This window comes from Longimicrobiaceae bacterium (genome assembly GCA_035696245.1).
Lineage (GTDB): Bacteria > Gemmatimonadota > Gemmatimonadetes > Longimicrobiales > Longimicrobiaceae > DASRQW01.
Genome location: DASRQW010000367.1, coordinates 1 through 6234, shown reverse-complemented (window position 1 = coordinate 6234; position 6234 = coordinate 1). Strand labels below are relative to the sequence as shown.

Genomic DNA, 6234 nt, shown 5'->3' with positions numbered 1-6234 from the left:
GGGCGTGCTCGGCGGCGTGGAAGAGCAGGCCGATCACGGTGGTGGGCAGCGCCTTGCGGCCCACGGTGCGCGGCTCCAGCAGCGCCTCCCGCGGCGTGTGGGCGTAGACCCGCAGCGCGGATTCGACCGCGGCGTGGACGCCTGCCACCAGCGACTCCGGCCCGGTGGGCGGATCGCAGGGCTCGGTCTCCATCTCCAGGAACGCGCGCTGGTGCATGTCCAGGCTCTTGCCTTTGGCGTACGTCAGCATGCGGTCCACGCTGCCGATCACGTGCCGCAGGTGGAAGCCGATGGATGCCGCGCCGCCCGGCTGCATCCACACCTGCGCCGGCGTCAGCCCCCGCACCGCCTCGGCGATGTCCTCGTCGGTCTGCACCAGCGCGTGCGCCGCGGGCGCGAGCAGCGGGTCGATGCCCTCGATGGGGCCGCGCAGCCAGGCGAATTCCATGTAGCTTCCTCGCGTCGGTGTTCGGGAAGACGATGGTTCGATCGATCTACGAGATGCGTTCGCGCACCAGGCCGCGTAGCGTGTCGGCGTCGTTGAGCGCGGGATCGTCGGTCACGCGCTCCAGCAGGTCGCGCAGGATCTCGCCCATGAGCGGGCCCGCGGGGATGCCCAGCCGCCGCAGCTCGGCCCCGTCTATGGCGAGCCCGGAGATGCCCAGCGGCACCCGCGCCGCCAGCGCCTGCCGCACCCGTCCGCGCAGCGCCGCCGCCTCGCGCGCGTCTCCCGCGCTGCCCCGCGCCCGCGCGTCGGCCATGCGCAGCCGCAGCAGGTCCCACGCGTGCTCCGGGCCCACGCGCCGCAACCACCGCCGCACGTCTGCCGCGCGCGCATCGGACGGGGGCAGGCCGGAGTGCTGCGCGACCAGGTGCACGGTCCGGTCCGTGTCCGCGTTCGAGCACTTGAGGCGCTTCAGCATCCCGTACGCCATCGCCGCCCCGACCTCCGCGTGCTCCGGGAACGCCTCGCGCCCGTCCTCCACCGTCCGCGTCCGCGGCTTGCCGATGTCGTGCAGCAGCCCGGCGAGCCGCAGCTTCGAGCGGTGGCGCGGAACCTCGTCCACCGTGCGCAGCAGGTGCGTCCACACGTCCGCATCTCCATCCGCCACGCCGATGCACGCCTGCAGCTCGGGATAGAGCGTCCGCAGCGCGCCGCAGTCCGCGTACAGCGCCAGGGACACGGACGGCCGCGCCACCTCGCGCAGCGTCTTGAACAGCTCGTCGCGGATCCGCTCAGCGGAAAGGTCCGGCAGCGCCTCCGCCGTCGCGCGCGCCGCATCCCACGTCGCGTCGTCGACCCGCAGGCCGAAGCGCCCGGCGAAGCGGAGGGCGCGGAGCACGCGCAGGCGGTCCTCGCGGAAACGCTCGGCGGGGTCGCCCACCGTCCGCAGCACGCCGGCCTCCAGGTCGCGCACGCCGCCGTGCGGGTCGCGCACCTCGTGCGTGCGCGGGTGCCAGGCCACCGCGTTGATGGTGAAGTCGCGCCGCAGCAGGTCCTCGTCCACCGTGTCGGAGAAGGAGACCTTGGCGTGCCGCCCGTCCGTCTCCACGTCGCGGCGGAAGGTGGTGACCTCGTACATCTTCCCGTCTGCGCCCAGCACGCCCACCGTGCCGTGCTCGATGCCCACGGGCACGGTGCGCTTGAAGAGGCGGCGCACGTCGCCGGGGCGCGCGGCGGTGGTCAGGTCCCAATCGCCCGGCACGTGCCCCGCCAGCGCGTCGCGCACCGCGCCGCCCACGGCCCACGTCTGGAACCCCGCATCCTCCAGCCTCCGCGCGATGCGGACGACCTCGGCGGGCGCGTGCAGGTCACGGCGTTCGGGGCTGGCGCTGTCCGTCAATGTTCTTCACGTCTTGAGGAAAAGGGTCCCGAGGGTTTCGGACGTTTCTGCCCGAATGCGTAAGTGCCCGTCCCGCTTCCGGATGCGTTCCCGTTCGGGTACACGCGAGGGCATTGGCGTTTGATTAAGGCGCCGTTATCTTTGGCGCTTCACCCTCACCGCCGAGTGTCCATGATCCTCTCCCAGCTCCTCGAAAGCTCCCGCGCGAGCGAGGCGTTCCGCGCCGCCGTCGCCACCTTCCGGCGCACCGGCCGCTCGTGCGATCGCATCGTCTTCGACTACCGCTGCCCGGCGGTGAAGGTGGAGCGGACGCTGACCAAGGCGCTGGAACAATACCCCGAGCTGCCCATCGAATCAATCGAGATCCAGGCGCAGTCGGGGTGCGAGTACTTCCGCGGCACGCTCACGCTGCGTGCGGGCGACGACGAGCGGACGGTGCGGTTCCACTGGGACTGCAAGTGGCGGGCGGAGCAGCAGGGCTGGTCGGACTACTTCGGCTTCGCGGACCAGGGCCGCGCGGCGCGCGAGTTCGGCCACGACTGCTTCCGCGCCTGGGAAGAGGCGCCGGTCCTGGAAACCGCCGGCTGACTGGCGGATACGGACCGGCATCGCCCTTCCGAAGTCCGCACGGGCGAGGCAGATGAGAGACCCCGCGAGGCACGCCGCCCCGCGGGGTCTCCTGCATTCCGCCGATCGAACAAGGTGCGCGGCGTGCACGCCGTCTCGGTAGATGAAGACGCGCCCCGTCCGCCCGGCCGGCAGGTGCGCGACGGCGCCGCACGCATGTTGCGGAGTCGCGGCGCGGACCAGACGAACCCGTTTCCGGAGATGGAACCGCGCCGATGCGCCTGCCGCACCACATCCCCCAGCCCCTGAAGGAGAGCACCCGCTTCGCCACCGCGCGCCCGGCGTGGGCGAACGGCATCCGCGCCGCCATCGCCACGATGGTGCCTGTGGTCGCCGGCGGCGCGCTGCACCTGGAAGGCGCGGTGTGGATGGTGCTCGGCGGCTTCTCGGCCGCGATCCTGGACAAGGGCGGCGCGTACCGCACGCGGGCGGCGAGCATGGCGGCCTTCGGGCTGGTCGGCGCCGCCACCGTCACGCTGGCCGCGCTGGCCGCGCCGCATCCGCTCCTCTCCGTCGCGCTGATGCTGGTCGTCGTGACCGCGCTGTCGTTCGCGCGCGTGTACGGGCCGGGCGCGGCGACCGTGGGCCTGACCGCGTGCACCGTCTTCGTCGTCTCGCTCTCCCGCACCGGCCCCGGCGTGGGCGAGGCGCTGGCGCGCGGCGGGTGGACCCTGGCCGGCACGGCGTGGACGATGGCCCTCGCGCTGCTGCTGTGGCCCATCCACGTCTACCGCCCCGCCCGCCGCGCCGTGGCCGCCGCCTATCGCGAGGTAGCCGGCTATGCAGCAGAGCAGGCCGCCCTCGCCTCGGGAGACGAGGACGCGTCCGGCTGGCGCACGCTCGCGCCCCGCCGCCACCCGCCGATCCGCGAGCGGCTGGAGGAGGCGCGCGCCGTGCTCGCGGGCCTCCGCCGTGGGCGCCAGGGGGAGAGCGGCCGAGGCGAGCGCCTGCTGGTGCTGCTGGAGGACGCCGACCAGGTCTTCGGCACCCTCGTGGCCGTCTCCGTCTCGGTCGAAGCCGCGGCGCGCGACGAGAACGCCGGGCTGGACGCCGCTGCCCGCGCCCTCCGCGCCGTCGCCGCCGCGCTGCGCGAGCTCGCGCGGGTGGTGGAGACGGAAGGCCGCTGCCGCGTCGCCCTTCCCGAAGGCTGGACGGCGGCGATGCCGGACGACCCGGACCCGGTCGATCCGCCGGCCGCCGCGGGAGAGGACGCCCGCGCCCGCCTGGCCCACGCGGCCGACCTGATGGTGCGCATCCGCGAGTTCATCGAAGCCGCGGCGGACACCGCGACCGGCCTGAACGACGAAGATGCGGACGCGCCCGCGCGCCCCGTCCCCGCCGCCGCGCCCGCCGAGCCGCCGCGGGAAGAGAACCCCTTCCTCGGCCCGCTCACGTCGAACCTGACGTGGGATTCCGTCGTGCTCCGCCACGCGCTGCGGGTGGGCATCGCCGCCACGGCCGCGCTGGCGCTCACGCAGCTCTTCCATCTCCCGCACGGCTACTGGGTCACCCTCACCGTCCTCGTCGTGCTCCAGCCGTACACCGGCGCGACGAACGTGAAGGGGCTCCAGCGCGTGGCGGGAACCGTCGTTGGCGGCGTGGTGGCGGCCATCATCGGCACGTTTGTGCACGGGACCGCGGCGCTGGTGCCGGTGATGTTCGTGCTGGTGGCGGTGAGCGTCGCGCTGCTGCCGCTCAACTACGCCGTCTTCTCCGTCTTCCTCACCCCCGCTTTCGTGCTGCTGGCAGAGATCGGCGCGGGCGACTGGCACCTGGCCGGCGTGCGCGTGACCAACAACGTGATCGGCGCCGCGCTGGCGCTGCTCGCCATCCGCCTGCTGTGGCCCAGCCCGGAGCGCGAGCGCTTCCCCGCCGTGATGGCCGAGGCGCTGCGCCGCGAGGCCGACTACCTCGCCGCCGTGCTCGCCCGCCTGCTGTCGGAAGATGCGGTCATGCCCGACACGGCGGGCGAGCGCCGCCGCGTGGGCATGGCGACCACCAACGCCGAAGCGTCGTTCCAGCGCCTCGTGGGCGAGACCGCCGCGGACGAGAAGGAGATGGAGCCGTGGATGACGGTGCTGGCGTACGTGCGCCGCCTGACCGCCACCGTCACCGCCCTCGCCTCGCAGCCCCGCCCGGCCGAGGCCCTCCGCCCGGAGCTGACGCGCTTCGCGGGCGCCGCGCGCCACACCCTCGCCCGCCTGGCGGACGCCGTCGAGCGCGGAGAGGCGCCGGTGGACCTCCGCGCGCCCGGCGAGCGCGTCCGCGGCGGAAGCCGCATCGCCGACCCGCTCCTCCGCGCGGACATCGAGCGCGCGACCCGGCAGATCGAGGTCCTGTACGACGCCGTCTCCCGCGCCCACGCGCCCGCATCGCCCCCGGCCGCGGCGCCCGCGACCGCCGTTCCCGCCTGAGCGGCGCACGATCTCTCCCCGCCCCGCCGCTTCTCATCGATCCGAACGCATCCACCCGTCGGCCCCCGAGCCGGACGATGTGCCTGCGCGCGGCACGGATCTGGCAATTACGCAAATCGACCTAAGCCGTTATATTTACGGTAGATACAAGGAAGTCGAGAAGCCGGGCGGAACCCGGATGTTTTCCCCGCGACAACAGAGGCGACCATGCTCCGAACCACCCTTCTCGTCCTTGCCGCCAGCGCCGCGGCCGCGGGCACTGCCCGCGCGGACGTGCCGGTGACGCTCGTGGGCTCTCCCGCCTCCATGGTCCGCCAGCACGAGGTCGCGGAGAAGGAGGGGCTCTCGTTCCTCCGCACCCCCGCGCAGGTGCGCGCGCTGGTGACCGAAGGCCAGCTCGTCCCGCTCGGCGGCAACGCCGACTACACGGTGAGCAAGGGCGTCTCGTTCCCGGACGCGCAGCCGGCTACGCGCCTGTTCGTGGAGCGCACCGCCGCCAGCTACCGCGCGGCCTGCGGCGAGCAGATGGTGGTGACCAGCCTCACCCGCCCGCTCTCGGACCAGCCGTCGAACGCGCACAAGCTGTCGGTGCACCCCACCGGCATGGCCGCGGACCTGCGCATCCCCAAGAACGCCGCCTGCCGCACCTGGCTGGAGGGCGAGCTGCTGTCGTTGGAGAAGGCCGGCGTGATCGACGTCACGCGCGAGCACACGCCGCCGCACCTGCACGTGGCCGTGTTCGGCGCCGCCTACACCGCGTACGCGGCCAAGCAGGACGCCGCCTCCGCCCCCCCGGCCGAGCCCGGCGCCCCCGTCTCGCAGTCGGTGAGCGAGCGCGCCGCCGGCAAGACGGCCTCGTCCGCCAGCCGCACGGCGAACGCGGCGGGAACGAGCCACGAGGCGCGGAACGTCGCCCTGGCGCTCCTTTGCCTGGCCGGGATCCTCGCCTTCGCGTCCAGCCGCAGCTTCGGCGGCGGCGACGGAAGCGAAGACGGCAGCGGCCCCTGGGACGGCATGCTCCCGCAGGGCTGACCGATCCGCCAGAACGGCAAGACGCCCGGCTTCCTTCGAGGAGCCGGGGCGTCTTTGCGTCGGGCGGAGTGTCGGCGGCGGAGGGGACGAGGCTCGGATGACCGGGCTAGGTAACGCGAGAGGGGCGGCCGATCGCGTCGGCCGCCCCTCTTCTATCAGTCTTCAGTACTGTCCGGTTATTACTCCGGACGATAAATAGTTTGCATTAGTAGGGATCCAGCAGTAGATTGGGTGGATGACGCCTCGCGACGCGCGGTCCCTGCCCGCAGCTGCCCAGGAAGAGCTTCGCCGTCGCGCGGTACACGCCGTTCGGGAGC

Annotated in this window: 5 protein-coding genes; 3 read left to right on the top strand and 2 right to left on the bottom strand. The window is 73.4% G+C overall.

What is annotated here, in order from left to right; genetic code table 11:
- Positions 1-448, bottom strand: a 448-nt coding sequence (locus VFE05_16695) for a DinB family protein (protein ID HET6231715.1), incomplete at its 3' end; no start/stop codon positions are given.
- 46 nt (positions 449-494) lie between these two features.
- Positions 495-1844, bottom strand: a complete 1350-nt coding sequence (locus VFE05_16690) for a CCA tRNA nucleotidyltransferase (GenBank protein HET6231714.1) — start codon at positions 1842-1844, stop codon at positions 495-497.
- 171 nt (positions 1845-2015) lie between these two features.
- Between VFE05_16690 and VFE05_16685 the strand changes: the two genes are divergently transcribed.
- From VFE05_16685 to VFE05_16675, 3 genes are all read left to right on the top strand, one after another.
- Positions 2016-2432, top strand: a complete 417-nt coding sequence (locus tag VFE05_16685) for a hypothetical protein (protein ID HET6231713.1) — start codon at positions 2016-2018, stop codon at positions 2430-2432.
- 254 nt (positions 2433-2686) lie between these two features.
- Positions 2687-4885: an FUSC family protein gene (locus tag VFE05_16680; protein ID HET6231712.1), complete on the top strand. Its 2199-nt coding sequence runs from the start codon at positions 2687-2689 to the stop codon at positions 4883-4885.
- 207 nt (positions 4886-5092) lie between these two features.
- Positions 5093-5917 (top strand): DUF5715 family protein, encoded by an 825-nt coding sequence (locus VFE05_16675; GenBank protein HET6231711.1) that lies wholly within the window; start codon positions 5093-5095, stop codon positions 5915-5917.
- The last annotated feature ends 317 nt before the right edge of the window (positions 5918-6234 follow it).

Coding starts and splice junctions, on each gene's coding strand:
- VFE05_16685 (HET6231713.1), top strand. CDS start 2,016: ATGATCCTCTCCCAGCTCCTCGAAAGCTCCCGCGCGAGCGAGGCGTTC.
- VFE05_16680 (HET6231712.1), top strand. CDS start 2,687: ATGCGCCTGCCGCACCACATCCCCCAGCCCCTGAAGGAGAGCACCCGC.
- VFE05_16675 (HET6231711.1), top strand. CDS start 5,093: ATGCTCCGAACCACCCTTCTCGTCCTTGCCGCCAGCGCCGCGGCCGCG.